Genomic DNA, 3,330 nt, shown 5'->3' with positions numbered 1-3,330 from the left:
TTTCCAGGTGCCGCCGACGCCCTTCACCTGCGCCTGGCCGCCCAGCTTGCCTTCCGTACCCACTTCACGGGCCACGCGGGTCACTTCCGAGGCGAAGGCGTTCAGCTGGTCCACCATGGTGTTGATGGTGTTCTTCAGCTCCAGCACCTCGCCGCGCACGTCCACGGTGATCTTCTTGGAGAGGTCGCCGTTGGCCACGGCGGTGGTCACTTCGGCGATGTTCCGCACCTGACCGGTCAGGTTGGCGGCCATCAGGTTCACGTTGTCGGTGAGGTCCTTCCAGGTGCCGGCGACGCCCTTCACCTGGGCCTGACCGCCGAGCTTGCCTTCCGTGCCCACTTCCCGCGCCACGCGGGTCACTTCCGAGGCGAACGAGCCCAGCTGGCCCACCATGGTGTTCACGACCTTGCCGATGCGCAGGAACTCGCCGCGCAGGGGCCGGTCTTCGTTCTCCAGGTCCATGGTCTGGGAGAGGTCGCCCTTGGCGACGGCGCCGATCACCCGGGCCATTTCGGCAGTCGGGTGGACCATGTCGGCGATCAGGTTGTTGACCGCGTCCACGCTGGCGGCCCAGGAGCCGGTGGCCGCCGGCAGCTTGGCCCGGTGGGTGATCTTGCCCTGCCGGCCGACCACTTCGCCGAGCCGCTCGAACTCTTTTGTCATCCGATCGTTGAGTTCGACGACCTCGTTGAAGGCGTCGGCGATCTCGCCGTCGACCCCGGCCAGGCTGCGCGGCAGGCGGACCGAGAAGTCCCCTCGCCGGAACGCCTTGAGGGCGGCCAGAAGCTCACGCGTCTCGAGCCTCTCTTCGCTCGCGACGGATTTAGCGCGACGTTGCGGCTTAGCCTTGGCGGCGGCGGCGGAAGCAGGCATCGATCCCCCGATCGAATAAGGGTTGCGGACCCGATGCCCGTCACGTGCGGCGCCCGCGCGTGAGGCATTGGGGGGCTGGAGATTTCGATGGACGCACCCCGACCCGAGTCGCCGAACGCACGGATATGGCGGGGAGTTCCCAGTGTGGGTGCGTTATCCACAGGGCTTACGCCCCCTGCGGCGCGCTGCCGCAGCCTCCTAGGGAACCGTTTCTGCGGTGACGCTTTCTCCCTCCGTACGGTGAAGCTCTGAGAACGGAGGGGGGCGGATGGTGTCCGAACGTCTGGCGGGACGCGCGGCGCGCGCTGGCGAGCTGATGGCGCGCCGTTTCGGCGCCCTCAGCGGCCTTTCAGGGTCCGACCTGGAGCTGATCGAAGCGGCCGCCCGGCGGCTGGAGAGCCATTCGGCCGGCGCCGACCTGCCGGGCCGGCGCATCCTGGTCTCCGGCTGGGCCAGCCGACGGCGGGTGATGAGCGATGGTGCTCGACAGATCTTCAGCTTCGTCTTGCCGGGCGATCCCTGCGAAGGCCGCCGCCGCGGCGCCGTCAGCCTCGTCGCCTTGACGCCGGTCGAGACAGTCGAAGCGCCGGGCCTGTTCCAGGCCGCCGAGGACTCGCTTCTCCACGCCGGTCTTGCCGAGGCCTTCGAGGCGATGCGGGAGGAAGAGGAGCGGCTGCTGCTGGACCACATCGTGCGGCTCGGCCGGCTGACCGCCTATGAGCGCATGGCGCACCTGCTGCTGGAGCTGCGCGACCGTCTGGCGCGGGTCGGACTTGCCGAAGAGCGCCGCCTGCCGATGCCGCTGACCCAGGAGACCCTGGCCGACGCCCTGGGCCTGTCGATCGTACACGTGAACCGCACCATCCAGCAGCTGCGCCGGGAAGGGCTCATCGAGCTGCGGTCCGGGATCGCCGTGCTGCACGACCCCGACGCTTTGGCCGAGCTGTGCGCTTACGAGCCCCTGCGCGCGCCGCGCCGGACGAGCGGCCCAGCCGCGAACGTCGAGGCCCTGGCCCGGGCGACCGCCCCGCTGGCGTGAACCCAGGAACTCCCCCGCGGGGGCGCCGTTGAGGTAGCGGCGCAGCCAGAACCCGGCCGCCGAGGGACCTCAATTTGTCGATGCTTCAAACCAACCCCGGAGACTTCGCTCCGCCCCCCGAGGCCGAGGAATTCTTCGCAACCAGCCTGCGCCTGCTAGCCGAGTCCGGCCTGCCCTTCCTGCTGTCGGGCACCTACGCGGTCACCGCCTACACGGGCATCCACCGGCCGACCAAGGACCTCGACATCTTCTGCAAGGCCGGCGACTACCCGAAGATTCTCGCCTTCTTCCAGGAGCGGGGCTACCGGACCGAGGTCGAGGACGAGCGCTGGATCGCCAAGGTGTTCCAGGACGCCAACTTCTTCGACGTGATCTTCAACATGTCCAACGGCACCCTGCCGATCACCGACGACTGGTTCCAGAACAACGACACGGTCACCGTCTACGACGTGGAGTGCAAGATCACCTCGCCGACCGAGCTGATCTGGTCGAAGATGTTCATTCAGGACCGCTACCGCTACGACGGCGCGGACATCGCCCACGTCATCCTGAAGAAGCATGACGCCATCGATTGGGACCGGCTGCTGCGCTACGCCGAACCCTATTGGGAGGTGCTGCTCATCCACCTCCTGAACTTCCGCTTCATCTACCCGACGGAGCGGAACGTGATCCCCGCCGAGATCATGCGGGAGCTGACCGACCGCCTGGCGGCCCAGGTCACCCTGCCGCCGGCACGGGTGCGGGTCTGCCGTGGGCGGCTGTTCTCGCCCCGCGACTACGTGACCGACATCACCGAGTGGGGCTTCGCCGACGTCGTGGGCAAGGGGCTCGAGGAGCGGCATGAACCCATCCACTGAGACCAATGGCGCCGGCGCGCTTCGCGTGGCCGCCGTCGGCGACCTGCACGTGGGCGAGGACCACGAGCGGCCCTACCGCGAGCTGTTTGCGCAGATCTCGTCGGAAGCCGACGTGCTCGTGCTGTGCGGCGACCTGACCAACTTCGGCAAGACGAAGGAGGCCGAGAACCTGGCCGAGGACCTGATGGCCTGCACCATCCCGGTCGTCGGGGTGCTCGGCAACCACGACTACGAGTGCGGCCAGCCGGACGAAGTCGCCAAGATCCTGCACCAGGCCGGGATGCAGGTGCTGGACGGCCAGGCTTACGAAATCGGCGGCGTGGGCTTCGCCGGCGCGAAGGGATTCATCGGCGGTTTCGGGCGGCACATGCTGACCCCGTTCGGCGAGGGCCCGATCAAGGACTTCGTTCAAGCCTCGGTGGAGGAGAACCTGAAGCTGGAGTCCTCGCTCCGCATGCTGCGGACGGAGCGGACCGTGGTGGTGCTGCACTATTCACCAGTCATCGAGACGGTGATGGGCGAGCCGCCAGAGATCTTCCCCTTCCTGGGCTCGGCGCGGCT

Annotated in this window: 4 protein-coding genes; 3 read left to right on the top strand and 1 reads right to left on the bottom strand. The window is 68.0% G+C overall.

What is annotated here, in order from left to right; translation table 11 throughout:
- Positions 1-873: HAMP domain-containing protein (locus VHK87_RS17600; RefSeq protein WP_329636193.1), on the bottom strand; the 873-nt coding region annotated here is incomplete at its 3' end.
- Between the two features lie 268 nt (positions 874-1,141).
- Here VHK87_RS17600 and VHK87_RS17595 point away from each other — a divergent pair.
- From VHK87_RS17595 to VHK87_RS17585, 3 genes are all read left to right on the top strand, one after another.
- Entirely contained in the window at positions 1,142-1,912 is a 771-nt protein-coding gene (locus tag VHK87_RS17595; protein ID WP_329636192.1) for a Crp/Fnr family transcriptional regulator, read from the top strand.
- A gap of 80 nt (positions 1,913-1,992) precedes the next feature.
- On the top strand, positions 1,993-2,769 hold the full coding sequence (locus VHK87_RS17590; RefSeq protein ID WP_329636194.1) for a nucleotidyltransferase family protein: 777 nt from the start codon (positions 1,993-1,995) through the stop codon (positions 2,767-2,769).
- The coding region (locus tag VHK87_RS17585) for a metallophosphoesterase family protein (protein ID WP_329636191.1) at positions 2,753-3,330 on the top strand (578 nt) is incomplete at its 3' end. The genes VHK87_RS17590 and VHK87_RS17585, both read left to right, overlap by 17 nt.

It is taken from the genome of Phenylobacterium sp., assembly GCF_036263695.1.
Classification (GTDB): Bacteria; Pseudomonadota; Alphaproteobacteria; order Caulobacterales; family Caulobacteraceae; genus Phenylobacterium.
This window is presented reverse-complemented; position numbering and strand designations above follow the sequence as displayed.